General features: G+C 62.3%; 24 protein-coding genes and 1 pseudogene. 17 read left to right on the top strand and 8 right to left on the bottom strand.

What is annotated here, in order from left to right; all coding sequences use genetic code 11:
* Positions 1–231 precede the first annotated feature (231 nt).
* Positions 232–1,506 (bottom strand): MFS transporter, encoded by a 1,275-nt coding sequence (locus ACFVTG_RS09355; protein ID WP_390279808.1) that lies wholly within the window; start codon positions 1,504–1,506, stop codon positions 232–234.
* A 396-nt stretch (positions 1,507–1,902) separates the two neighbouring features.
* Between ACFVTG_RS09355 and ACFVTG_RS09350 the strand changes: the two genes are divergently transcribed.
* The 14 genes from ACFVTG_RS09350 (at position 1,903) to ACFVTG_RS09285 (ending at position 13,796) form a co-directional block, all read left to right on the top strand.
* Complete coding sequence (locus tag ACFVTG_RS09350) at positions 1,903–3,459, top strand: aldehyde dehydrogenase (protein WP_390279806.1); 1,557 nt, start codon at positions 1,903–1,905, stop codon at positions 3,457–3,459.
* Between the two features lie 43 nt (positions 3,460–3,502).
* Positions 3,503–3,856, top strand: coding sequence for a RidA family protein (locus tag ACFVTG_RS09345; protein WP_390279804.1), 354 nt, complete (start codon positions 3,503–3,505; stop codon positions 3,854–3,856).
* Positions 3,853–4,887, top strand: a complete 1,035-nt coding sequence (locus ACFVTG_RS09340; RefSeq protein ID WP_390279802.1) for a PDR/VanB family oxidoreductase — start codon at positions 3,853–3,855, stop codon at positions 4,885–4,887. Before ACFVTG_RS09345 ends, ACFVTG_RS09340 begins: the two co-directional genes overlap by 4 nt.
* Positions 4,888–4,914: 27 nt before the next feature.
* Complete coding sequence (locus ACFVTG_RS09335; protein ID WP_390279800.1) at positions 4,915–5,910, top strand: VOC family protein; 996 nt, start codon at positions 4,915–4,917, stop codon at positions 5,908–5,910.
* The gene (locus ACFVTG_RS09330; RefSeq protein ID WP_390279798.1) at positions 5,894–6,709 is read left to right on the top strand and encodes an alpha/beta fold hydrolase; all 816 of its coding nucleotides are present in this window, start codon (positions 5,894–5,896) and stop codon (positions 6,707–6,709) included. The genes ACFVTG_RS09335 and ACFVTG_RS09330 overlap by 17 nt, the downstream gene beginning before the upstream one ends.
* Positions 6,706–7,449 carry an SDR family oxidoreductase gene (locus ACFVTG_RS09325; RefSeq protein ID WP_390279796.1) on the top strand — a complete coding sequence of 248 codons (744 nt, stop codon included), beginning with the start codon at positions 6,706–6,708 and terminating at the stop codon, positions 7,447–7,449. The genes ACFVTG_RS09330 and ACFVTG_RS09325 overlap by 4 nt, the downstream gene beginning before the upstream one ends.
* Before the next feature lie 86 nt (positions 7,450–7,535).
* Positions 7,536–8,324, top strand: coding sequence for an SDR family oxidoreductase (locus ACFVTG_RS09320; protein ID WP_390279793.1), 789 nt, complete (start codon positions 7,536–7,538; stop codon positions 8,322–8,324).
* 85 nt (positions 8,325–8,409) lie between these two features.
* Entirely contained in the window at positions 8,410–10,056 is a 1,647-nt protein-coding gene (locus ACFVTG_RS09315) for a thiamine pyrophosphate-binding protein (protein WP_390279791.1), read from the top strand.
* Between the two features lie 134 nt (positions 10,057–10,190).
* Complete coding sequence (locus tag ACFVTG_RS09310) at positions 10,191–10,697, top strand: alpha/beta fold hydrolase (protein WP_390279789.1); 507 nt, start codon at positions 10,191–10,193, stop codon at positions 10,695–10,697.
* Positions 10,690–10,908 (top strand): recombinase-like helix-turn-helix domain-containing protein, encoded by a 219-nt coding sequence (locus ACFVTG_RS09305; protein ID WP_390279787.1) that lies wholly within the window; start codon positions 10,690–10,692, stop codon positions 10,906–10,908. Before ACFVTG_RS09310 ends, ACFVTG_RS09305 begins: the two co-directional genes overlap by 8 nt.
* Positions 10,909–10,911: 3 nt before the next feature.
* Complete coding sequence (locus ACFVTG_RS09300) at positions 10,912–12,000, top strand: Rieske 2Fe-2S domain-containing protein (RefSeq protein ID WP_390279785.1); 1,089 nt, start codon at positions 10,912–10,914, stop codon at positions 11,998–12,000.
* Positions 12,000–12,320 carry a hypothetical protein gene (locus ACFVTG_RS09295; protein WP_390279783.1) on the top strand — a complete coding sequence of 107 codons (321 nt, stop codon included), beginning with the start codon at positions 12,000–12,002 and terminating at the stop codon, positions 12,318–12,320. Before ACFVTG_RS09300 ends, ACFVTG_RS09295 begins: the two co-directional genes overlap by 1 nt.
* Positions 12,321–12,325: 5 nt before the next feature.
* Entirely contained in the window at positions 12,326–12,718 is a 393-nt protein-coding gene (locus tag ACFVTG_RS09290; RefSeq protein WP_390280211.1) for a RidA family protein, read from the top strand.
* A 277-nt stretch (positions 12,719–12,995) separates the two neighbouring features.
* The gene (locus ACFVTG_RS09285) at positions 12,996–13,796 is read left to right on the top strand and encodes an aspartate dehydrogenase domain-containing protein (RefSeq protein WP_390279781.1); all 801 of its coding nucleotides are present in this window, start codon (positions 12,996–12,998) and stop codon (positions 13,794–13,796) included.
* Positions 13,797–14,030: 234 nt separating this feature from the next.
* Here ACFVTG_RS09285 and ACFVTG_RS09280 read toward each other — a convergent pair whose 3' ends face one another.
* Entirely contained in the window at positions 14,031–14,576 is a 546-nt protein-coding gene (locus ACFVTG_RS09280) for a MarR family winged helix-turn-helix transcriptional regulator (protein ID WP_390279779.1), read from the bottom strand.
* A gap of 198 nt (positions 14,577–14,774) precedes the next feature.
* Here ACFVTG_RS09280 and ACFVTG_RS09275 point away from each other — a divergent pair, with 198 nt between their 5' ends.
* The 3 genes and pseudogenes from ACFVTG_RS09275 (at position 14,775) to ACFVTG_RS09265 (ending at position 18,235) form a co-directional block, all read left to right on the top strand.
* Entirely contained in the window at positions 14,775–15,293 is a 519-nt protein-coding gene (locus ACFVTG_RS09275; RefSeq protein WP_390279777.1) for a cupin domain-containing protein, read from the top strand.
* Positions 15,294–15,543: 250 nt separating this feature from the next.
* Positions 15,544–15,729, top strand: a pseudogene (locus tag ACFVTG_RS09270) (thiamine pyrophosphate-binding protein); the annotation flags it as partial.
* A gap of 895 nt (positions 15,730–16,624) precedes the next feature.
* Positions 16,625–18,235 (top strand): ABC-F family ATP-binding cassette domain-containing protein, encoded by a 1,611-nt coding sequence (locus tag ACFVTG_RS09265; protein ID WP_390279775.1) that lies wholly within the window; start codon positions 16,625–16,627, stop codon positions 18,233–18,235.
* Here ACFVTG_RS09265 and ACFVTG_RS09260 read toward each other — a convergent pair.
* From ACFVTG_RS09260 to ACFVTG_RS09235, 6 genes are read right to left on the bottom strand one after another with little or no spacing between them, the layout of a single operon-like run.
* Positions 18,232–18,354, bottom strand: coding sequence for a hypothetical protein (locus ACFVTG_RS09260; protein WP_390279772.1), 123 nt, complete (start codon positions 18,352–18,354; stop codon positions 18,232–18,234). The genes ACFVTG_RS09265 and ACFVTG_RS09260 overlap by 4 nt on opposite strands.
* Positions 18,351–19,760: an NtaA/DmoA family FMN-dependent monooxygenase gene (locus ACFVTG_RS09255; protein WP_390279770.1), complete on the bottom strand. Its 1,410-nt coding sequence runs from the start codon at positions 19,758–19,760 to the stop codon at positions 18,351–18,353. Before ACFVTG_RS09255 ends, ACFVTG_RS09260 begins: the two co-directional genes overlap by 4 nt.
* Positions 19,761–19,769: 9 nt before the next feature.
* Complete coding sequence (locus tag ACFVTG_RS09250; protein WP_390279768.1) at positions 19,770–20,948, bottom strand: LLM class flavin-dependent oxidoreductase; 1,179 nt, start codon at positions 20,946–20,948, stop codon at positions 19,770–19,772.
* Positions 20,945–21,790 (bottom strand): DUF1684 domain-containing protein, encoded by an 846-nt coding sequence (locus ACFVTG_RS09245; RefSeq protein WP_390279766.1) that lies wholly within the window; start codon positions 21,788–21,790, stop codon positions 20,945–20,947. The genes ACFVTG_RS09250 and ACFVTG_RS09245 overlap by 4 nt, the downstream gene beginning before the upstream one ends.
* Positions 21,774–22,934, bottom strand: a complete 1,161-nt coding sequence (locus tag ACFVTG_RS09240) for an LLM class flavin-dependent oxidoreductase (RefSeq protein WP_390279764.1) — start codon at positions 22,932–22,934, stop codon at positions 21,774–21,776. Before ACFVTG_RS09240 ends, ACFVTG_RS09245 begins: the two co-directional genes overlap by 17 nt.
* Positions 22,931–23,929 carry a transporter substrate-binding domain-containing protein gene (locus tag ACFVTG_RS09235; RefSeq protein WP_390279762.1) on the bottom strand — a complete coding sequence of 333 codons (999 nt, stop codon included), beginning with the start codon at positions 23,927–23,929 and terminating at the stop codon, positions 22,931–22,933. Before ACFVTG_RS09235 ends, ACFVTG_RS09240 begins: the two co-directional genes overlap by 4 nt.
* Between the last annotated feature and the right edge of the window lie 8 nt (positions 23,930–23,937).

Genomic DNA, 23,937 nt, shown 5'->3' with positions numbered 1-23,937 from the left:
TAGCGTTTGAACTGGGACCGGTCCCCGCCGCAGTGTAGGCGAAGGTCTGTGCGTAGGGTGCCGGACCGCCTTCTCGCAGGGCGAGATCTCATCATCATCACCCTGGGAGATTTGGATGGGTAACATCGACAAGGACATGTTTAGCTGTGCCGGCTTTTGCCATTGCCTCTTCCGCTTCCTGCCCTGCCCCTGCAGTTCGGTCGAAGGGGCAGGGCAGGGTCTGTGCTAGGCCTAAGGCGCGGTGAGGGGCGATTTCTCCGGTTGTGCTGGCATCGGAACCGACGCATTGGTGGCTGTGATCCGTCCTATAAGCAGCATCAACACCAGGGCGATGATCACAGGTACGCATACTGAGAGAACGATGATGCTGGTGTCCACGCCGAGTCCGATGAGGACGCCGCCGAAGATCGGGCCGACAACCGATCCGAGTCGGCCCAGTGAAGCCGCCCAGCCGACGCCGGCGGTCAGCGTTGCTTGGGGGTACAGCGTCACTGCCACCGCGGCCTGGCCGATCATGCCGGCCTGAAGTCCGAGCCCGACCCCACCGAAGACCAGCAGCAGCAGCGCTTTGTCCGGGCCGAGGAAGGCAGAGATGACGAGGAAGACGATCGCTGTTGCCGAGGTTCCAGCCAGGACCGACGTCATCCTGTATCGACGCGATCCGAGGATTAGTACGCAGGCACCGATGATGCTTCCTATGCCCAGGGCCGCCGAGCCCAGCGGTGCTAGACCGGTACTGAAGCCGTAGCTGGTGAGCAGGGTCGGCAACCACGACGAGAATACGTAGAACACGGCGAAGATGAGGAACGAAAAAGCCCACAGGAGAAGCGTTCTGCTTCGCACGGAAGCATCGAACAGGCGCGCAACCGACGCATGGTGCTTGGCCTCGGCCGCGTCGTTGGGCGTGCTGGATAGGTGGCTACCGGACAGTCCGAACCACAGGAACGGCAGAAGCACAGCAGAAGCGATAGCTCCTATAATGAACACCCATTTCCATCCGAATGCGCCCACGATGCCGCTCCCGGCCAGTCCTGCGATGAGAGCCCCGAGCGAGATACCGGTCATCACGGCCACCGCGATCGATTGACGCAAACGACCGGGATTGGCTGCGGTGGCATGGGAGACAGCGGCCGGCAGCACGGCACCGAGTCCCAGGCCGGTCACGAAGCGCAGAATCGTCAGCGCCGCAATCGACCCCGACCACGCTGTCAGCAGCGAACCAATGGTGAACACGACGACCGCCGAAAAGATGACGTTTCTCGTGCCCAGTTTGGCCACGAGGCGCCCTACCGCCAGGTAACCCAGAGCCACTCCAGCGCTGGTCAGCGCGAGGGCAGAAGTGAAGGCCGAGGGTTGAACACCCCAGTCCTTAGCAATCGACGGTATGGACAGCCCCAACGCGACCGTGTCGTATCCATCGAGCACTATGGCCGCGCATGCGAGACAAAGTACCCACCAGTTCGGTCTGGTCTCTTCCTGCTTTTTAGGTTCGCTCATCGTGTCCATTGGACATCCTTAGGGTTGTGAGGGCTTCGAATACAGTCTCGAAGCGGGGGCATGTCACCGGTCATCGGTGGCTCGACGATCCAAGGCCATGGACGAGCCGCCAGCGTCGCCGGCTACGTCATGACGGTTTCTTCGTTCACGCACGACACTGCTCTCCCGACCGTCCGCCATGGGGCGGGCAGGTGCTCAAGTGTGGTGAAGATCATGGCACTGTGTTAGTTCTATCTCCTTAGCGCTTAAAGATCAAGACCCCACTGCCTTGACACAAAGTATCTTAGTGCTGTTATATCTTTGGCATGACCTAGTTCACATTCGGGTTGCTTCCGCGACTGCGGGACAGCCGCGAACAACGCCCGCGGCAACCTGAGTGACTATAAAGATTGGTGGACCCTAAGGATGACAACGCAAAGCAGCGCGGGCATCATTGAAGCCGGTACAGACTCCAAAGGGTTTATCCCCTTCCGCGGCTTTGAACCGGGCATGGACACGCTGGACGAGATTTATGTCGGCGGGGTCTGGGCCCGGGGAGCGGGGGCACTGATTGAGTCCATCAATCCCGCAACCTCCGAGGTCTTCGCAACGCTCCATGGTGCCACCGTGGACGATGTTGATCTGGCGGTCGCGGCCGGCCTGGCGGCCATTGAAGAGTCCGGCTGGGCCCGTAAGCTACCGCACGAACGCGCTGCTGTTCTGCACAGGATCGGTTCTGCTATCGAAGTCAATGCTGACCGCATCGCAATTCTTCAGACCCATGACACCGGTAAAACCCTCAAAGAGACACGCGCGCTGGCAATGAGCGCTGCTGCCACCTTCCGTTTCACCGCGTCAGCCCTTGAGACCATGGAGGACGCGTTAACTCCGCCGAGGGGTGACTACCTGAGCATCTCCACCCATGAACCTATCGGTGTGGTCGCCGCCATCACGCCATGGAACTCCCCGATCGCCAGCGACGCGCAAAAGGTTGCCCCGGCACTTGCCGCCGGCAACGCCGTCGTGATCAAACCGCCGGTCTGGGCCCCCTGGGTGTCGCTGCTGCTGGCAAGGATCTGTGACGAGGCAGGATTGCCTTCGGGTCTGCTTTCGGTACTTCCGGGCCCGGGACGGACCGTCGGGGATGCACTGGCACGGCACAGGGATGTCGGCAAGGTCTCCTTCACCGGCGGCACCTCGACCGGCCGGCAGCTGGGCCGCATCGCAGCCGAGAAGATCATGCCGATCACGCTGGAACTGGGCGGAAAATCGCCAACCATCGTTTTTTCGGACGCGGATCTGAACCAGGCGGTCGCCGGGGTGCTCTACGGAATCTTTTCCTCAAGCGGCCAGAGCTGCATTGCTGGCTCGCGGGTATTTATCCAGCGGCCCATCTACGACACGGTCCTGGCACGCCTGGTCGAAGGAGCCAAAGGCCTGCGGGTGGGTCCAGGAACGAATCCGGACACGCAGCTTGCACCTCTGGTTGCCCACGCCCACCGGGATTCCGTTGAAAAGATGGTCGAGGACGCACGGGCAGCCGGAGCACAGATCCTGTGCGGTGGAGCGCGGCCGGTTGAGCCGGAACTACAGCAGGGCGCGTATTACCTGCCCACCATCATCGCCGGTGTGACCAACTCCGACCTGATCTGCCAGGAGGAGATCTTCGGTCCCGTGGCAGTCGTCCTTCCCTTTGATGATGAAGATGATCTGCTCGCCCAGGCCAATGACAGCGTGTTTGGTCTGGCTTGCGGTATCTGGACGGGAGACTACCGGCGGGCTTGGCGCATCGCGCGCGCCGTTGCTGCCGGCACTGTGTGGATCAACACGTACAAGCAGTTCAGCATCGCTACCCCGTTCAGCGGGATCAAGGAAAGCGGTCTGGGAACCGAAAAGGGCAGGGACGGTATCCGCTCCTACATGCGCCAAAAGAGCATTTACGTGGATCTTTCCGGCGCACCGTTGCCCTGGGCCGGCATATGAAATCCGCAGCATTTCCAATCCATCCCTGATGAAAGGCAAGCCAGTGAGCGCTCACCCCTACAGTCCGGCATACCAGGCCGGAGGTTTCGGCTTTGTGTCCGGGGCGTTGTCCGTTGATGAAAACTACACGCCCGTCAGTGGCCGGCTCGAAGCCATTGAGGCCGCTGCAACCAGGCTCTCGGAGCGGCTGGGAACGATCGGCATGTCCCTGCAGGACATCGTCAAAACCACCTACTTCGTCACGGACCTGACCTTGCGCGAAGAAGCAAACAGCCACTACGAACAGCTCTTCAGCGAGCCCCGGCCGGCCCGGACCTTCGTGGAGGTTTCTGCTCTGCCATACGGTGCGACGGTGGAAATTGAAGCCATAGCGCACCGGGGCGGGAGTGAACGATGACTACCGCCACTTTGAACACACGGGGTCCGGAAGAATCACGCCAGCCGGTTGCCGACAGCCACCGTGCAGTAGCCGGGGAGCCCGCCGCACGGACCCTGAGGGTTCAGCAGAAGACCTGGGAAGCGGACGGGGTCACCAGTGTGACGTTCGCTGATCCGTCCGGGGCGGAATTGCCCCAATGGCAGCCAGGTTCGCACCTGAGTCTTCATCTGCCCAACGGACTCATACGCGAGTACTCGCTGTGTTCGGATCCAATGGATTCGAACAGCTGGACCGTGGCCGTCCTGCGGACGCCTGATTCACGCGGCGGCAGCCAGCTGGTCCATGAGGGCCTGCCGGTAGGGTCGCTCCTCAAGATTGTCGGCCCGCGCAATAACTTCGCGCTGGAAGATGCCGGACGCTACGTACTGGTCGCTGGCGGGATCGGCATCACCCCGATCATCTCGATGGCGCGGGAACTTCAGGCGGCAGGGGCGGACTGGTCGCTGCTCTACACCGGCCGGTCCCGCGCCACCATGGCCTTTCTGCCTGAGATCGTGGCCCTCCCCCAGGACCGGATTACCATCCACGCCGATGACCAGGCCAACGGCAGATACCCTGACCTGGCGGCGGCTGTCGGTACCCTGTGCCCCGATGCGCTGGTTTACGCCTGCGGTCCGGAGCCACTGTTGAAGGCTGTTGCCGGGGCCATGCAGGACGAAGCCCAGCTTCGGATCGAGCGGTTCAAGGCGCCGGAGAAGGTTGTCGTCGCGGAGGAAAACGAAGCGGCGTTTGACGTGGTGTGCAACAGCACCGGCCAACGCATCCCGGTGGGGCCTGGTGTATCTGTCCTTGATGCTCTCAACAACGCCGGTGTTGATGTTCCCAGCTCTTGTGCGGAGGGAATCTGCGGTACGTGCGAAACCCGTGTCATCAGCGGCGACGTGGAACACCGTGATTTTCTGCTCAGCCAGGCTGAGCAGGCCGCAAACAAGTCCATGTTCGTCTGCGTCTCGCGTTGCCGTTCGGCCGAACTGGTTCTTGATCTCTAAACCCTCGAAAAGTAAGAAGGTAGCCCCATGAATTTCTTTGCAGCAGAGCCTGTCTGTAAGTTGCGGTCTCTTCGGTCAGTGTCCTTGAAGGTACCGGAAACGGCGCGTGCCAAGGATTTCTATCACGAGGTCTGGGGCCTTTCCACCGTTGAAGAGGATAGTGACCGCTTCTGGCTCCGCGGAACCGGCTCGGAGCACCACATTCTGAAGCTGGAAAAGGGCCAGCAGAACGCCCTCGGCGGCGTGGCCTTCGCCCTCGCTACGCCCCAGGAGGTGGACCAGGCCGCAGTTAAGCTGACCGCCCTGGGTATTCCCCTCTTCCGCGAGCCAGGACCATTGGACGACGCTGCAGGCGGTTACGGCCTGCAGCTGGTTGACCCAGAGGGAAGACTAGTTGAACTTTCCGCCGATGTTCATGCCGTCCTCAACCAAGAGCCTGCGGGGCGGCGGGCGATCCCGCGCAAGATCGCCCACGTCGTGCTGAACACTATCGACATTGACCGGGCTACAGCCTTCTACACCCAAGTTCTGGGGATGCGGGTCTCGGACTGGTCCGAGCATCAGATGTCATTTCTGCGGTGCAATTCAGAGCACCATGTCATCGCCTTCAATCAAGCCCCCTGGACAGCGGTCAACCACGTGGCATACGAAATGCAAAGCATCGACCATTTCATGCGCGGCATCGGGTCTCTCAAAACCCACGGCATTTCCCCCCAGTGGGGTCCGGGCCGCCACGGTCCCGGGGATAACACCTTCTCCTACTTCACTGACCCTTCAGGCCTTGTTTGTGAGTACACCTCTGAAGTGGCGCAGGTTGATGAAGACAGCTGGCTGTGCCGCACGTGGAAGCGGACTCCCGAGCTGTCGGACCAGTGGGGAACTGCCGGGCCGCCCACCGTTAATGTCCGCACCGCTATGGCCGGAATCCCCGATGACGGCTACCGCTCGCTGGTTGTTCCGGGTAGCGCCGATTACTTCACCGTTCCCTCGGCAGATGCGGCAAGCCATGCATCGGCCCACTGAGGTTGCCACCGCCTCCGGAAACCTGGACAACCGTATTTCACTCCACGGCGTATCGCTGGTGGTCCGCGGCGAAGGAGCCCCTGTCTTCCTGTTGCATGGCATCGGGGGAAATGCCTCCTCCTGCGGGGCGCTGGCGCAACTACTCAGTGAATCCGGCTACCGCACGTTCTGCTGGGATGCACCCGGCTACGGGGAATCTGCGGATCCGCTGGGCCCGGTGGACCACTCCGGGCTCGTCCTGCAGATATTGGCTTCCCTGGACCTTGGACCCGCGCACCTGATCGGGACCTCGTGGGGAGGAGTTATCGCCACCAAAGCGGCAGCGCAAGCACCGGATGCTGTCCGCTCTCTGGTTCTAGCAGACAGCACCAGGGGTTCGGCTGTTCCCGGCGATTCGGCGGACAGGATGCTGGCGCGCATCCCGGAACTGGCCGAAATCGGGCCCGAAGCCTTCGCCGGCCGACGGGCTTCCCGGCTGCTCTCGCCAGCAGCGGATGCTGTCACGGCCGCGGCGGTCAGGTCCGAGATGGCCGCGGTCCGGCTTCCCGGTTACACGGCCGCAGCGACGATGATGGCGGCCACCGACACATCGAATGTGCTGTCGTCTCTGCAGGTACCGTCACTGGTCCTGGTCGGTGAAGACGATGTAGTCACCGGGGTGGCTGAATCCCGGATTCTCGCCGAATCCATAGCAGACGCTTCTTTCAGGATCATTGCCCGTGCCGGCCATGCCGCAGTGCAGGAGAAGCCGGCAGAGATGGCGTCATCGATTCTAGAGTTTTGGAAGAGGCTTTCATGACACGGCTGATCGTAGTCACCGGTTCTGGACGTGGTCTTGGATTCAGTATCGCTGAACGGCTGGCAGCCGGAGGTGACCGCATTGTCATCGCTGAGAAAAACGCCAAGATCGCAGAACATGCAGCAGACACGCTGCGGGAACGCGGCTTCGACGCCACGGCAATCATTACCGATATTGCCGACAAGGCCTCCGTTGCCGCCTTAGCCCATGACGTCCGGGAAATGGGCGGGGCAGATGGTCTTGTCAACAACGCAGCCCTTGCTGACGGGATCGGCGGGGACACCTTCTGGGACCTTGACGAGGATTTCTTCCAGCGGGTCATGACTGTCAACGCCTTCGGTACATGGCTGGTGAGCAAGCACTTCTATCCGCAGCTGGCCCAAAAGCAGGCAGCGGCCATCGTGAACGTTGCTTCCGACGCCGCACTGTACGGCTCGCCACGTCTGGTCCACTATGTCAGCTCCAAAGGTGCCGTCTTGGCGATGACCCGGACCATGGCCCGTGATGCAGGAGCAGCCGGGGTCCGTGTAAATGCTGTCTCGCCGGGCCTGACCAGGGTCGAGGCAACCGAATCCGTGCCGTCCTCCCGCTACCGGCTTTACGAGGAGAACAGGGTACTCGGAAGGGACCAGGTGCCCGAGGATATCTCCGGGGTTGTCCAGTTTCTGCTCTCTGACGCTGCTGCGTTCATCACCGGTCAGAACATCGTGGTGGACGGCGGCTTCGTCATGGGGCATTAAGACGGCAATCACCGGCTCAAAGATCCCTCATTCCCAAAACTACCCAACGATGCCGGGCTCCGGCTGACGATCAAGGAGGCCAACAGATGGATCTGCAATTAATGGACCGCACCGTCATTGTGACAGGAGCGAGCTCAGGGGTCGGCCTGGCTACCGCCCGTTACCTGCTCGCAGAAGGCGCCAAAGTAGCTGCTTGCGCCCGTGATGCCGGGCGCCTCGCGGCAGCTTTCGATCAGTGTGTCTGGACTGATAGGAACTCCATCTACCTGGCTAGCTGCGACGTCACCGACCGCAAAGCCACCGACGCGTTTGTTGCCGGGACGTTGGAGAACTTCGGGGCTGTTGACGGGCTGGTGTGCAATGCCGGCCGCTCCCTTATGGCCACGTTGGATGAGACGACTGACGGACAGTTCCGCGAAGAATTCGACCTCAAGATCTTCGGAGTGTTGAACATGGTGCGCTCGGCGCGGGCTGCCCTGGCGGCGTCACAGCAGGGCTCAGTGGTCAACGTCAATGCCATCTTGTCCCGCCAGCCTGAACTGCGCCTGGCCGCCACGTCTGCCGCGCGTGCCGGGTTGTTGAACCTGAGCCACTCACTGTCTGAAGACCTCGCCGCGGACGGTACCCGGGTCAACTCGGTGCTGCTCGGATTGATCGATACCGGCCAGTGGCGCCGGCGATTCGAGCACTCGGGCAGCGGGCTGGACTTCACGGACTGGGGCGCCGAGATCACGAAAGACCGGGGGGTGAAGTTGGGCCGCTTCGGCACAGCCGAAGAAGTTGCCTTCCACATTCTCACCCTTCTATCGCCGCTAAGCGGCTATACAACAGGAGCCACGATCGATGTCGGTGGCGGTGTTGGCCGCTATGTGTAAGGCCCCTGCCATCGGGCTCACGCTGAATCGCATGCCCGGCCCTGATCTACGAAAGAGATAAGACATGTCCATGGAACAAGGAAAAATGCCCCAAAACCCTACCGGCGGTGACATCCTCGTCCGGGTCATGCGCAGGCACGGCATTGACACCGCTTTCGGGGTGATCAGCATCCACAATCTTCCCCTGATCGAGGCCGTGGACCGCGAACTGAACTTCGTCGCCGTCCGCCATGAAGCTGCGGCAGTGAATGCGGCGGACGCATACGCGCGTGCTTCGGGCAAATTCGGAGTAGCGCTGACCAGCACCGGCACAGGCGCCGGCAACGCTGCCGGGTCCATGGTGGAGGCACTAACCGCAGGCAGCCGCGTGCTGCACATCACCGGCCAGATTGACAGTGAATTCCTCGGAAGCAACCGGGGAGTGATCCATGAAGTCCCCCGCCAGCTGCAGATGCTTCAGGCAGTATCAGGCTACGCACGGACCATCTTCAACGCCAAAGATGCAGAAGCGGACCTCGAAGAAGCTATTGCGCAGCTCTTGTCCGTACCGCACACTCCGTCCAGCCTGGAATGGCCCATTGACCTGCAGTACCTGGCCGTGCCCGAGGACCAGCGACCGGCGGACTCTCCCGGCCGGCCTGAGGTCTCCATCGACCATGTAGCTGTGGCCGAAGCCGTTGGACTGCTCTCGAAGGCCAAGAGGCCCCTCATCTGGGCAGGTGGCGGGGCCGCAGGTGCCGGTACCGCCCTGGCCGCGCTGCTGCACCGCCTCGGGGCCGGGCTGCTGACCAGCAATTCAGGCAGAGGCGTAGTACCCGAAGATGATGATCAGGTCATCGGAAACTTCGCGACCACCCCTGAGGCCATGGCACTCCTCCAAGACGCGGACGTGCTGCTGAGTGTTGGAACGCATTTCCGTTCCAACGAAACCAAGCACTACTCCATGGCACTGCCTGGCACACACATCCAGCTTGACGTTGATCCTGCCGCCATCGGCCGGGTTTACCCGGCAGACGTCGGGTTGCAGGGGCATTCCCGGATCCTGCTGGAGCAGATCGTCGGGAAACTCTCCATCCCCGCCGTCGAGACGGGCTGGACCGAACGGGTGCGCGCGACGCGCCGCAACGTCCGGGCTGACCTGACCAAATACATCGGCGGGTATGCCGAGATCTGCGAAAGCCTCCGTCAGCGGCTTGACCGCGAATCAGTGATCGCCCGGGACGTGACGATCCCCTCCAGCCAATGGGGCAACCGGCTTCTGGAAATCTACTCGAAGGAAACGAACATTTTCCCGCTCGGCGGCGGCATCGGTCAGGGACTTGCCATGGGAATCGGCGCCGCCTGCGCCCGGCCCGGGATCCCCACGGCGGTGATCGTCGGTGATGGCGGACTGGCGGTCCACCTCGGTGAGCTTGCCTCCCTGGCAGGTTCAGGCGCCTGGTGCGTAGTGCTGGTCTTCAATGACAGCGGCTACGGAGTCCTTCGGAACATGCAAAAGGCCAACGGCTTCGCCGAAGCCGGCGTGAACCTATACACACCGGACTTCGATCTGTTGGCCCAATCACTTCGCATGCCGTTCTGGCGGGTCCGAGGTTCCGGTCAGTTCGACCAGGCCCTGGCAGCAGCGTTGGCAGTCCGGAGACCGGCAGTTATTGAAATTGATGTCACGGCCCTGGACCCGGCCCCGGGAGCGTTTGTGCCGCCGGTGCATATCCCGACCCGGAACCCTTAGAGGACGAAGAGGAAAAAATGGTACTGACAGAACCGCCAATTTTGGATAGTCCACAACCGGACAAAGGGCAGATCCGGCACCGGGTCGCCTGTCTTCACAACGGCACCGGAGCCGGGGAGTGTTACACGCGGCAGGTGGCTGCCTACGATGCCCAAACCTGGGAGAACTTCGATGGTGCCTTTCCGGGCGCCACCATCCCGGAAGACCAGCTTGAAGCGTGGGTCTCGGCTGCTGCGGCAGCGCTGCGGGACGGCGGGGTCACCCCGGTGCACCTAGTGGCCTCCGGCGGTGCGGTCTACGGCACGATCGTGCTCGCCGGCCGATATCCCGAGCTGGTCAAGAGCATGATTCTTGGCGACCCGGAGGTTGATACCTCCATCGAGGGATACGCCCGTTCGCTCCAGCTCGTTCAGGCCCCATCGCTGGTAATCGCCGCCGCGCCACAGGCAGACACCGACATTGCCGGGCCCCAGAGCATCGCCGGTGGCATTGACAACGGCGTCTTCGTCATTATCGAAAATGCCGCCGTCCCCGCACACCGAACAAGGGCTGACTCCTTCAACGAGTGGGCCACATCATTCATGAACATCGCTGAAGGCCTGCACACCTTCGCCAAATCAGAGGAGGACTTCCGTGCCTGAACAGTACCTAGAACCGAATCAGGCCCGCACCGGGCCGGCCACTCCCTACGAGAAGAAACTGGCCGGGGCACTCAGTGAGATCTTCGCCGGCGGCTCAAAAGATCTGCCAGGAGTGGTTGCAGGTTTGAACGGCCTCGGCCTGAATGCTCCGGATGGCAACCCGTGGGACGAAGCCCGTTTCCGCGCCGAAATGCGACGACTGGGAGAATAAGAAATGACAACTGCAACACAAACCGCACGTCCCGCCGGCGGCAAGAGCAAGGCAAAAAACGTCGTCGGCGTCCGCCACGAAGTCGATGCCAAGGAACTGGCGGCGATGGGCCTGCGGGACCGCTGGTACCCCATCTACCCCTCCCGCTTCGTCGGCGTCGGGGACATGGTCAAGGTCAAGCGCCTGGGCGTGGACTGGTTGCTGTTCCGCGACGCCAATGGACGTATTCGCATGCTCGAGGACCGATGCCCCCACCGCAGCGCCCCCCTCTCGGTCGGTCAGCACCTTGGAGACCGCGTGGCCTGCAAATATCACGGAGTCCAGGTCGATGGAAACGGTACGGTAATTTCCGTTCCCGGCATGCCCGGATGCGCCCTCGAAGGCCGAACCGTTACCACGTCGCTGGCAGTTGCAGAAGCAGCCGATACCATCTTTGCCTTCATGCCATTGACCACTGACTCCGAGGTGACTGAGTTCAAGCTGCCGGACCGCTTGGCCAATCCTGACGTTTCCTGGTTCTCGAACTTCGCGGAATGGAAGGGGCCCTGGCGTTTCTACATGGACAACGTCCTGGATCCGATGCACGGCGCTTTCCTCCACCGCGACTCACACTCCATGTTCGGCGGAGACACCAGCGCCCGCTTCCGCATCCGCGAAACCGACCGCGGCTTCTTCTTTGAGAAAACGGACCAGCGCGGCGTGAACTTCGACTGGGTCGAATACTGCCGCGAGGCCATGGACTACGTCGATCTGGAAATCCCCTATGCCGAGTCGGCAGGACCCGGCGGGACTTTTGGCATCGTCGGCATGGCCACTCCCATCGATGCAAACAACTCCGCGATTTTCCACTGGCGCACCCGAACCGTCTCCGACTGGGAGCGCGACGTCTGGCGGTTCATGTACAAGACGGTCCTTGAAGAAAAACACTGGGCAGTCCTGGAACAGGACCGGGAAGTGCTCGAAGCACTCGCCGCCGACGCTGACAAAGACGAACACCTCTACCAGCACGACCTCGGCGTCGCGCGGATCAGGCGCGTATACGAAGCCGACGCAGAAAAGCAGGCCGCCATCCTCAGAGGGGAAGGGCTCTAATGGATGACCCCATGCTGCTGACGGTCTTTCTACGGCATGATCAGTCCCAGCACCTGGAACAGATTCAAGCCCGGCTGGATGAACGGAACTGGTGGAACGGATTCCCGCCTGAAGGTTGCGAGATCGTCTCCTGGGTAGTCGCCATGGGTGTGGGTCAAATAGTTACCCTGCGGCTTCCGGCACGTCTGCTGAACATCGTAAATGTCGAGCTGGAACGACGGGCCTGGGGTGTCTTTTCCACCGAGTTCTACCCGACGTACGACTTCCTGCCAGTGCGTGAACGCCTGCGCCGGGAGTCCAACGAAAGGGTAAGTCGTTGAGCAGGGTGAAGGCGGCCACAGTTCCCGAGCCTCCGCGCGAAAAGATGTTCAGTAACGCGCGGCTGCAGGGGCGGCACTTTTTCCTGTCCGGCATGCATGCGGGCGGTAGTCGCGGCATTGTCGGTGGGAGCGATACCTATCTTCAGTCACGGGAGACCTTCCGCCGGATCAAGGAACTTACCGAAGCATGTGGGGGCACAGTCGATGACATCATCGCATTGCGCATCTACCTCACCGACATGGCCGATAAAGGGTTTGTCGGCAAGGCCAGATCCGAAATCTTCTCGGGCGACTTTCCGTGCTCCACCCTGGTGGAGGTAAACCGTCTCGTCGAAGATGGGCTAACCGTGGAAATCGAAGCACAAGGCATTATCGGGGCTGCTCACCAGCGGGATTAGTGCCAGGGTGCCCTAGGTACACGGGCTTGCTAGATACGTCTATTCCAGTTCTGACTCTCCGAAAGCCGGACTACCGTCAGCAATTCCGGCTTTCGGAGGTAAACCAACCTTCCCCCACCAAGCGCTGAGTAGCGTGTGAAACCGCCCCGCAGTTCAGAGTGGGTATTCGAGCGAGCACAAGTGCGTTTGAACGTGGCGAGAATGTGCTCAACACTGCGGTTCGTAAACCACATGCGCGAGCGGAACCAACTACCTAATCAAGACTCGAAGGAACATCATGAAGTCAACACCCGCCTACCGGGTCGGAATTATCGGTTACGGCGCCATCGGCGTACCCGTCGTCGCTGGGATCAGTGCGGGACAGGTCGCAGGGGCTGTCCTGGAAGGGGTCATCTCCCGAAGCCCGCTCACTAATGTTCCGGTGAAACAGCTGGACCTGGCGGAGGCTCTGGAACGCTGCGACTTACTGGTCGAATGTGCAGGTCAGGAAGCACTCGTCGAGCACGCTGAGGATGTGCTCCGGGCAAGTGTTGACCTGCTCGTGACCTCTATTGGCGCCCTGGCAGATAGAGAATTCGCAGAACGGCTCCACGCCGCCGGGCCAGGCCGGCTCTTCCTGACATCCGGCGCAGTGGGGGGTCTCGACCTTTTGTCCTCAGGTGCCCGTGCGGACGGCTATGACAAAGTCACGATTACGACGACGAAGTTGCCGGGCTCCCTTGTCCAGCCTTGGATGAACGAGGCTTTGGTTGAAGAGATACGCAACGCCTGTGGCCCACTGGACGTTTATGAAGGATCGGCCGCTGAAGCGGCAATGTTGTTCCCTAAGTCCCTAAACGCCGGCGCCGCCGTCGCTATCGCTGTTAACAACTGGGACGCTGTGACAGTCAGAGTAAGGGCAGACCCCGCAGCGGAACTCACCAGCCACGTCATTGAAGCCTCTGGAAACATCGGAGAATACCGATTTGAAATCCGCAACAAGCCTTCTGAGGACAATCCGAAGACAAGTGGTGTAGTACCGTTCGCCGTACTACGATCCCTGGAATCCATTATCGGGGGCCGGGGCGGACTGATATGAGCACAGCAACGGCACCGAACTGCTGACCCCGGCGTCGCGTCGGGCGTTAAGCCTCCCCTGCGCATCTGCCATCCTTCCGGTCAGAAGCGCGCCAGGAGCAGCCGCAAATCAGACTCCACTACACCTCAGGCCCAATGCAAAGTGACCTTCGCGTTGTTCGGTCTCCTCCAGGCATACGCGGCGTCCGTGAAGGCCGAGGTTGCCACCAACCCCTGACGCAACGAAAAGGGAGTTTCAGGAGTTTGGGCCAACCGCTTCCAGCGCACTGAGATCAAATGCGACCACCGATGCTTCTGCCTTCTTAAGCAACGCTGCGAGTTGATCGAGTTCGGATGGTGTCAGACCGCTCAACATCTGACGTTGCTTGTCCAGGTGCTTTCCGAACGCCTCATCGATGACAGCCTTGCCATGTGCGGTCAGCTGGGCGTAGACAACCCGACGGTCTTCGCGGGTCCGAACTCTCTCGATGAGATTCTGCTCCTCCATCCTGTCCAACCGGAACGTAATACCACCGGTCGTGAGCATGGAGGAAGTCGCGAGCTCTCCGGCAGTCTTCCGGTGCGGTGGCCCGGAGCGGCGCAGGTTGGCCAGAACGTCGAAGGACGCAAGTGTCAGCCCGTACTCATCGAAGTAGGAACTTTCGACAGCGCGGATCTGATTGGCCAGCCGCATGAGCCGCCCGAGGACGCCGATGGAGCTCGCGTCCAAGTCCGGCCGTTCACGCAGCCAATCCGCCAAGATGCGGTCGATAGCGTCAGCTTCAGTTCTTTCGTCAGACATGGCCCTGTCCTTTACATGTGGATAATGCATCTTAACAGTAAGCTTTCCAGCAATCAATTAACTCAGTCTGATTTCACTCAAAGTCTTGTTACTTGGTGGAATCTACCTTAGTGTTGAGATAGTTAGAGTTGAGGGACTTGCTCCCTAGCCTTGCTGCCAGTTCCTGGTTTACATCGCCCCAGTTCGAGAGGTTTAACAATGAGCGAAACCGTAAGTGCACCGACAACAGATCTTGAAGAGCTCATCGATTCGTCTATCGCGTCCCGTGAGAGCCGCGTCGTTGACTTCGACACCCTGAAGTTCCAGACGAAAATGGGAGACAAATTCCGGCGTGGCCAGGTCCGCTACATCGGTTCCGGAGCGACCGGAGACCACTCGGATGACAACAACATCCTCCAGGCCGAACACTTCACGTTCTCCAACATGGTCCTGCCAGCCGGCTGCGTAGGACCTGAGCACACTCACCCTGACGTCGAGGAAGTATTCTTTGTCCTCGAGGGACAGGTGGAGTTCAGCGTCCACGATGTCGAGGACGGCACCAGGAAGGCAAGCCGTGTTTTGGGCTACCGCGACCTGATTCGTGTTCCTGCAGGCGTGCCGCGGAGCCTTCGCACTGTCAGCGAAGACGACGCGCTGATCTGCGTGATCATCGGTGCGAAAAAGCCGGAGATTCCCTTCTACCCGCCGACCTCCGAAATGCACGGAGTTACTCGCTAGAAATATACCTCCGAGAGCGCGGGTACCAGCTGAAGCTGGTACCCGCGCTTCTTGATGCATCTGTCAGGTATCAGCAGAAGACATTATTTTCGTTTGTGAAATTGAGCAGCAGCATCAGATGCATGACGATGGAGTCGACATTGGCCAATCCGCTTCCCCCATGCCTACCAGCACGCCACCCAGGGAGGGCAATCGCCGTCCTCCAGAACGAGGCGGCGCGTAAGTGACCGAGGCAGTGGAAACCCTCCCAATCAGCCAGGACGGACAAACCCACAAATCAGCAGGACACGTCATTGTTGATTCGCTTGTCGCACACGGCATCAGGCGGGCACACGTTGTCCCCGGCGAGAGCTTCATGGATGTACTTGACGGGCTTCACGACTCGACGATTGAGACCATCGTCTGCCGCCACAAGGGCGGGGCCACCTACATTTCTTTCGGGCCACCATGACCATGCTGGCACCCGGGCCCCTCAACAGGTCAAAGTAGAGAAGCGTGCGGCCGGGGCGGGGGCCCGGCCGCACGCTTTGCCGTGACCATGTCATCGGCTCGTGGTCTCCAGGCAGACACGGCATCAGCAGGATCGTGCGCCGCACTCCAGGACCGGGCAGGTCATTTGAAGAGTGGTGGCTGTCCGCCCGGACGCCACATCGATGAAGTCTGTCGGATTTCACCACTCCCATGTCTGCCACCTGCTAAGTGGAGAAAGCAAAAGTATCGTGACGCGAATCGCGCTGAAGAATTCTCGAGAGGCTCAGGATTTCGATGTGACGCTCAGGCGAGCTCGTTTATGCAGGTTTCCTTCAGGAAGACCAGACATGCAAGAGAATTCGGGTACTCTCTGATTCCCGTATGACCCGCCCGCAAAAGTGCCCGGTGAAGGCGCCCTAAACGCTACACTTCAGGGCGTCCGGCAGCCCTGAAAATTCGAGGACGCACTAAGGCTTCTCGGCCCCAAAGGTGTCCCGATGACCACCGCCCGCGGTCTTCACCGTTTAGGGCCTCCATGGGAACCACCGTGATGAATGCCGACACTCATCCCCAATTGGCCGCTCAAGAAAATTGTGGATATGGTTTTGGCTATGGAGATTGAGGTCGACAGAGCCTAGCCACCTGACGTTCGGTGGCCGCCCGGTTGTTTGCGCTCGTGCGCACCCGGTGAGAATTCTCGCTTTCAGTTGTCCGCAGGCGCTATTCCCTGCGTCCGAGCTGAAAGATTCCGTACGTCAGGTCCAGTGCCTTCCGAAGTAGCGCGCGATTTCGCGCCCCGGAGTGAGCACGTCGACCCATGACTGCGCCCTTGATGGGCAAGAACCAAAGGACTGTGTCTCATGTCAGCACAATCAGCCATCACCTTGCACGACCTGTCATTCGAGTGGCCGGACGGCACCCCCGCTCTTCACCGGCTCAATGGCACCATGACCACCGGGAGGACCGGACTAGTCGGCCGCAATGGTGCAGGAAAATCGACCCTGCTCCGTTTAATCGCCGGCACACTGACGCCGACCCTGGGCCGGGTCGAAACCGTCGGTGACGTGGGCTATCTTCCTCAGACCCTCACCCTCGGGCACCAAACGACGGTCGCCGGCCTCCTCGGCATCGACGACATACTCACCGCGCTCCACGCAATTGAGGGTGGCGACGTTGCTGAGCGCCATTTCGACACCGTCGGCGACGACTGGGACATTGAGTCCCGGGCAGACGAAGCGCTGCACGAAATCGGCTTCTCCGCGGGTGACCTCAAGCGACGGGTCGGGGAGCTCTCAGGTGGCGAGGCAATGCTCATCGCACTGACCGGGCTGCGCATCCGCCGCACGCCGGTCACGCTTCTCGACGAGCCGACCAACAACCTTGATCGGCGCACCCGGGCCAAACTTGCCGACTTCGTGGACAGTTGGCCGGGCACGCTCGTGGTGGTCAGCCACGACCTCGAGTTGCTTGAGCACATGGACTCCACAGCTGAGCTTCATTGCGGAAAGCTTGACGTGTTTGGCGGCCCTTACAGCGTTTTCACGGAACATCGCGAGCAGGAACAAGCCTCTGCCGTCCAGGCAGCCCGCAGCGCCCAGCAAGCGCTGAAGGTCGAGAAGAAGCAGCGCGTCGAAGCCGAAACCAAGCTTGCCCGCCGTGAACGCACAGCGAAGAAGACCCAAGCCAGCGGTGGCATCCCGAAGATCCTGGCCGGCAACCGTGCGAGCAAGGCGCAGGCATCCGCCGGCTCCCTGCGCTCGAACCTCGACGACAAGGTGCTGTCAGCCCAAGCCGCCGTCGACGCCGCCGACGCGAGGGTCAGGGAGGTTGAGCACATCCACCTCACTCTTCCCGATCCCGATGTGCCGCGTAGCCGCCGGATCGCCGAGCTGAGCGACGGTTCCCGCACGATTGTCATCCAAGGTCCCGAGCGTGTTGCCGTCGTGGGGCCCAACGGCTCCGGCAAGTCGACACTCCTCAAGCACCTCGTCGAGGGACGCCCCGCAGAATCCTCAGGCCGGATCACGGGAAGGCTGCTGACCGACCGGGTGGGATACCTCCCGCAACGGCTCGACGGCCTGGATGATTCCCGTTCGGCGCTGGAAAACGTTCGGGAGGCGGCGCCGGCGTCGGCGCCCGGGGACATCCGCAATCAACTCGCACGTCTCCTCCTCCGGGGATCGACCGTTGATCGACCGGTCTCCAGCTTGTCGGGGGGAGAACGGTTCCGGGTCAGTCTCGCGAAGCTGCTTCTGGCCGAGCCGCCCGCCCAGCTGCTGATCCTCGACGAACCGACAAACAACCTCGACATTGCCAGCGTCGAGCAACTCGCCGAAGCCCTGGACGCCTACCGTGGCGCACTGCTCATCGTGAGCCACGACCTCGGGTTTCTCCGGCGCCTCAACATCGACACAGTAGCCGAGCTCGACGGCGAAGGGGGCCTGCGCGAGCGCACGGAGCCACTCACCTAAAGCCACTGCTCCCACACGGTTAGTTGGAGCCGCACCAGCCCCGCGTCCGGGTCGCGCGAACCGCCGTCGTCGGTCTGCAAGCCGACGACAGCGGCCGCGACTCGCGCACGGAAGCTCACCGCACGCCCCCGGCGGGCACCCGTTCCAACGACTCCGAACGCACCGGCGTCGCGAGGCCAAGGTTCTCGCGGAGGGTCGAGCCGAGGTATTCCGTGGGGTATACGCCGCGTTCCTGCAGCTCGGGCACGAGATGGTTCACGATGTCATCCAGGCCCGTGGGGATGAGCCATGGCGAGATATTGAAGCCGTCCACGGCACCCACGCGGGCGTATTCGGCCAAGGTGTCGGCCACGGCTGTGTAGGATCCCGTGAACGTCGCGTCCACCCTGGAAGTCCTGGAGCTCACGAACTGCCGGATGGACAGACTCTTCTCCTTGGCCTCCGCGCGCCACTGCTCGGCGAGTTGCCGGGCCTTGGCGCCGTGGAAACCGCTCCCCCGAGTCTCGGACGTCTCCTCCACCACCGGATCGATCTCCGGAAGCGGACCATCGGGATCGTAGGCAGACAACTCCCGCCCCCAGAACTGTTCGAGATACGCGACCGCCTGCTGGGGCCCGATCTGCAGGCTGCGGACCCACTCCTTCTTCTCGCGTGCTTCCTCGTCGCTTCCCGCGAGGATGAACTCGCTGGCCGGCATGATCTGGACATCGTTGGCGCCCCGTCCGGCTGCCAGGGAACGGGAGATGATATCGGCGCGGAACTCCACCGCGTCGTCGAACTTCGGGTGCGCCGAGAAGATGACGTCAGCCTGACGGGCGGCGAAGTCGCGGCCCTGCGGGGAATCGCCGGCTTGGAACAGCACTGGCCGGTACTGTGCGCTGCGCGGCAACCGGGGCGTGACGTCCACCGAATAGTGCTGCCCGGAGTGATGCACGCGCCGCGCATGGCCGGGAACCGCCCACGCATCCGCGGAGACGGACGAGGAAACCGCTCCGTCCTCCCACGAATCCCAAATCCTCTTGGCCGTCTCGACAAATGCTTCCGCGTGGACGTAACGATCGGCGTGGTCCAGGTAGCCGCCCCGCCGGAAGTTGGCTCCGGTCCACGCGTTGTCCGTGGTCACGACGTTCCAGGCCGCACGCCCGCCGGAGAGCAAGTCTAGCGAGGCGAGCCGGTGCGCGAGGTCGGCGGGGTCGTTGTACGTCGTGTTCTGCGTGGCAACGAGCCCGATATTGGACGTCACCGACGCAAGCGCCGCCAGCATGGTCTGCGCGTCCGGCCTGCCTGCGACATCGAGGGCGTGCGGGCGTCCAAGGTGCTCCCGCAAGCGCAGGCCCTCGCCCAAGAAGAAGGCCGCGAACAACCCGCGCTCGGCGGTCTGTGCGATCCTCCGGAACGACTCAAAGTCGGTCTGCGAACCCGATTCGGGCGCTTTCCAGATGGTCCCGGAGTTTACGCCCTGAAAGAAGATTCCGAACTGGATCTTCCCGCTCGGCTGGAATTTAGCACGGTCGTGCTGTGTCATGTTCTCTCCTCAGTTTTCCGTGCCAACGACGGCGGCGCGCGCCTCCGAGCCGAGGCTCGCGTAGCGGCTCACAGGACGCTCCAAGCCCAGCAATTCCCGGAACGTGCCGCCCTGCGCAACAGGCTTCAGCACCCCGCGGCGACGAAGCTCGGGCAGGACCAATTGCGCCAGTTCCTCGAGTTCCACGTCCAGCACAGCCGGATGCAGCCTTACGCCGTCGGCCACCGCAAGCAACTTGGCAAGGAAGTCCGCCAATTCCGCGGCCGTGCCGACGAAACGCGCCCGGGAACTCGACCACGGAGTAAACGCGTCCAGTTCGGCGAGCCGCGCGGAGGCGCTTTGACCGCGCGAGTCAAGGACGACGTCGAGCTCTGCTACTACTACCGCGGCGCCGGCGCCATCAGCAGTGAGACGGGCACGCACCTCCGCAACCTCTGCGGCGAGAAGTGAAGGCGTCGGAGCGGACACCAGCACCACGTCGACGTCCGAAGGAAGCAAGTCGGCCTGCGCAACTACGGGCAATTGCCCCTGCAGCGGGCGCGGAATGATGGAGGGCCCTTTCACGGAATACCCGGCCCCTGCGAAATCCGCCGGCGTCTCGAAGTCGACGTAGTGCAGTTTGTCGACGTCGAGGTACCGACCGGTGGGGACGTCGCGGATCACGGCGTCGTCCTCCCAGGAATCCCAAAGCCGCCGGCTCACTTCCACCGACGCCGCGGCCTCCTGCGCCAAGGCGGCACCTTCAACAAATGAACGCCCGACGGCGGCAGCCTCCTCCGCGGAGCCGCTCGCCGCGACGAGCCAACCCGCCCGTCCGCCCGAGACATAGTCCAAGCTCGCCAGCTGAGTGGAGATGTGGAACGGCTCGGTGTAGACCGTGTCCACTTCCGGTACCAGCACGATGGAACTCGTGACGGGACCCGCGAACGCGGCGCGCTGAAGGGCGTTCAGGCGGCCTGCAACATCTCGCCCGCCAGCGCCGGAGCCGTCAGTCCCAGACCCATCAGCGAACGTCGCCACATGAAACCCTGCCGACTCCGCCGCCAGCACCGTGTTCCGGATCCGCGAACCGTTCAGCAACTCATCCGGGGCATGCCGGGCTTTGCGCCAGGCCGCGGGGTGGGCGCCGTCGCCGTCGAGCTCCAAGGCCAAGAATCCGGGCTGGCCCGGACGGGAGATCCCGCTCATTGCTGCTCCTGCCTTTCGCAAGGGATCTGTTCGCCGGCTTCGATGGCCACGCTCAGCCGGTTTTCCGAGGGTGGGAGCGGGCACGTGGCAAGGTCCGTGTAGGCGCACGGCAAGTTGACGGCACGGTTGAAGTCGAGCACCACGGAGCCGTCCGATTCCGGGGTCACCGTGAGCGAGCGATTGGCCGCGTAGGTGGTCTTGCCCGACGTCGCATCCGTGAACAGCACCGAGAGTGTGCCCGGCGCATGTCCGTTGAAGGCCGTGAGCACCAAGTCCTGGCCCGCGAGGGTGAAGTGGAGCTCGCCGGGCGCCTCGTAGACGTGCTGGATACCCTCGACGGCGGCCCCCACTGTGGTCGGTCGGGGAACCTCAAACGGCACGAACGTACCGTTCACCGCGAACGATGCATCCGGTGCGTATGCGGGCGTTCCGCGGTATTCGTTGAGCAGCGGATTCCAGGGGTGCCGCGGCCGGACGATGTACTCGCCGCCGCGCTTGGCGAGTTCGACGACCGTGTCCCCCGCGTTGAGGTTGATGCCGTCGCGTTCGGCGATCGGGCCGAAAGCGACGGTGGCCCCGACGGCGTCGGTGTTGAGTTCCCGGCCGTCCCGAAGCAGGCTTTCGCCTGGTCCCAAAACCACACTGACGACGTCGTTCTCCACACTCCAGGTGCCGGGCACCCCGTCGAGCGGAGCAGCCGCGGCACCGAGCCAGTGCAGGTGGGTAACTGCGAGGAATCCGTGCGGATCGGCACGGTGTCGCTCGTGCGCGGCGTGCCATTCCTGCCACGCGGCGGCGAAGGCCGCAGTGGTGGACGTAGCCGTTTCAGTGGGCGTGGGCAAGATTCCTCCTGTGGTTTGCGTGGTCTGTGGTGACGGTTCCGGCTGCGTCGAGTGACGTTGCTCCGGCGAATTCCGGACGACCGCCGTAGGGATCCGCTGGCTCCCACAGGGTGGTGGGCGCGGCGGCGCGGACGGTCGGGATGACCTCGAGCGCGAACCGCTCCAGGATCTCCAGCTGCTGCTCGAAAGGCAGCGTGGTGGGCAAGGAAATGGACTGCAGATCGTGCGCATAAAGCGAGTGGTAGCTCAGGATTTTGTCGATGACCTGTTCCGGACTGCCCACCAGTGCCGGTCCTTCAGCCACGGCATGGTCGATGTCCCGGAACGGCGAATTGTTGCCCGGGACGTTGCGTCCAGCGGTCAGTGCCTCGTAAACCGGTCCGAACTGGCGTTTTGCTTCCTGCGTGGTGTCGGCAATGAACACTCCGCCGGCGCCGGAACCCGAACCGAGGTACTGGTGGCGCGGATCGTGACCGTGGCGTTCGTATTCGTCGCGGTAGTGCTCGATCAGGATCTTGTAGTTCCCGCGAGGCTGGATCGCGTTGGCGGTGAACAGCGGATCGCCCCACTGGGCGGCGAGCGCGGCCGAGGTTAGGGTTGTAGCCGAGCCGTGCCAAATCCGCGGCGAACCCGCAAACGGTCGCGGCGTCGTCGTCGTTGCTTCGGTCAACGCAGGCCGGAAACGGCCGGACCAGGTGACGTTCTCCTCACGCCATAGCCGCCGCAACAGGCCATACTTCTCGGCGAGCAGCTCCCATTGATCATCGAGAGAGAGCCCGAACAAGGGGTACTGCAACACTTCGTTGCCCTTGCCGATCACGAGTTCCAGGCGGCCCCGGCTCAGCTGATCGATCGTGGCGTAGTCTTCGGCCACCCGCACGGGATCGAGCACCGACAAGACGGTGACGCCGGTCTGCAGTCGAACGCGGTCGGTGACGGCCGCGATCGCGGCGAGGACCGTCGTCGGGGACGAAGAGATGAACTCGCCGGCATGCCGCTCCCCCACCGCGAAACTGTCAAAACCCAGTTCCTCGGCCCGGCGCGCAGTCTGCACCACTTGGTTGAGCCGTTCCGCTGTCGAGACGATTTCCCCCGTCACCGGGTTCTTCAGGTGCGGAATGATATCGAGTACCTGGAACTTCACTGTGTTTTCCCTGCCGGGGCGACCCCGAAGTTTGCCGCTGTCACGGTCTTGGATTCCGACAGGGCTTCCTCGCTCAGGCCCCAGCGCTCCAGGACCTTGCCGTAGGAGCCGTCCTTGATGGCTGAGTTCAGGGCATCCGTAATGGCCGGGGCGAGGCCGTTGCCTTTGAGGGTGGTAGCCGCAACGAGGGTTTCGGAGGGCCAGCCGGCGTTGACTTTGCCCACCACTTTGAGGTCGTCCCGCGTGTTCTCCCGGTAGGAAACGGACGGGTAGGGCGCGATGTTCAAGTCCGTCCGGCCGGAGGAGAGCGCCAGGATGGTATCGGCGTCCGAAGAGTAGTACTGCAGGGTTGCCGGAGCCTTGCCGCGGGACTCAAGATCCTTGTTCCAGGCCAGGAGGATCTTCTCTTGGTTGGTGCCCGAGCCCACCGAGACCTTCAACGCGGAGATGTCGTCGGCGCCCTTGATGTTGTACGTCGACGACTTCTTGGCTTCGAAGCCCATGTATGCGGCGCGGTATGTGGAGAAGTCGAACAGTTTCACCCGGTCCTTGTTGATGCCCACGTTCGAGAACACGGCTTCGAAGTCCCCGGACTGCGTCTTGAGCGGCCAGTTCTCCCACGAGGTGACTTGCACGTCCAATGCGAGGCCCAGCTTGTCGGCCACGAGCTGTGCGATGTCGACTTCGACTCCGATGGGCGTCTTGTTGTCCGTCGCGTAGAAGGACAGCGGGATGGACCCGGCGGTGGTGGCAACCGTCAGTTTGCCATCCTTGCCGATCGCAGCGGGAACCGCGGCCGCCGCGGTGGCGTCCTTCTGTGCCCGGATGCGGTTCTGCTCGGGCGAGGTGTTGTAGACGACGCCGTTGCGGGCAGCACTCGCGGACGGACTGGCCCCAGCAGCGGACGCGCCGGGGTCGGAGCACCCGGCGAGCGCCGGGAGTACGACGGCGGGCAGCACCGCGAGCGCCAGAAGCCTGGTTTTGATGCTTGGCATTTAGGGAT

This window comes from Arthrobacter sp. NPDC058127 (assembly GCF_042884555.1).
Lineage (GTDB): Bacteria > Actinomycetota > Actinomycetes > Actinomycetales > Micrococcaceae > Arthrobacter.
The sequence above is the reverse complement of the archived record's forward strand: the minus strand, read 5'-3'. Positions and strand labels throughout refer to the sequence as shown.